The 913-nt window shown below is 52.5% G+C and carries 2 tRNA genes and 2 rRNA genes; all 4 read left to right on the forward strand.

What is annotated here, in order from left to right:
• Positions 1-97, forward strand: a 16S ribosomal RNA gene (locus M3I53_RS37960); the annotation flags it as partial.
• 65 nt (positions 98-162) lie between these two features.
• Positions 163-239: transfer RNA gene (locus M3I53_RS37965), tRNA-Ile, on the forward strand.
• Positions 240-279: 40 nt separating this feature from the next.
• Positions 280-355, forward strand: a tRNA-Ala gene (locus tag M3I53_RS37970).
• 329 nt (positions 356-684) lie between these two features.
• Positions 685-913: ribosomal RNA gene (locus M3I53_RS37975) — 23S ribosomal RNA — on the forward strand; the annotation flags it as partial.

The raw sequence follows: 913 nt of genomic DNA on the forward strand, positions 1-913 counted from the left end.
AACCGCAAGGAGGACGGTCACCACGGCAGGATTCATGACTGGGGTGAAGTCGTAACAAGGTAGCCGTATCGGAAGGTGCGGCTGGATCACCTCCTTTCCAGAGCTCATCGCTCGCTGCGTTAAAGCGCTCACACTTGTCGGCTGTAAGAAAGACAGACTCAGGGGTCTGTAGCTCAGTCGGTTAGAGCACCGTCTTGATAAGGCGGGGGTCGATGGTTCGAATCCATCCAGACCCACCACTGTCTGTGGCGGGCAGATCCCTTGGGTATGTATGTGACTGGGGGATTAGCTCAGCTGGGAGAGCACCTGCTTTGCAAGCAGGGGGTCGTCGGTTCGATCCCGTCATCCTCCACCAATCCTCAATGCTGGTGTCATTGACGCAAACGTCGAAAGATGGCTGCGGTTCAGTGAGACAAGCATTGGCGATTGAGCCAGTCAGAGCGGTATGACGCATCACTGCGGAAATATCGGCTGTCGTTCTTTAACAATCAGGAAGAAGTAGTAAAGAGATTCATCCGAACGCGGACAGAGATGGCCGTCAAGTAGGTGAATCAGGGTTGTGATTGTATCAATGTATTTTTAAGTGATCGAAAGATTGCCTTGAAATACGGCGCAACACGAATACTCAACCTGTAGCGAGCGTGAATCGCACGAGCAATCGTGACCGAGACACACCCGTTATAGGGTCAAGCGAACAAGTGCATGTGGTGGATGCCTTGGCGATCACAGGCGATGAAGGACGCGGTAGCCTGCGAAAAGCTACGGGGAGCTGGCAAACGAGCTTTGATCCGTAGATGTCCGAATGGGGAAACCCACTCCGAATGGAGTATCCATGACTGAATACATAGGTCATGTGAAGCGAACGCGGCGAACTGAAACATCTAAGTAGCCGCAGGAAAAGAAATCAACCGAG

The sequence above is a fragment of the Paraburkholderia sp. CNPSo 3272 genome (genome assembly GCF_024206495.1).
GTDB lineage: Bacteria > Pseudomonadota > Gammaproteobacteria > Burkholderiales > Burkholderiaceae > Paraburkholderia.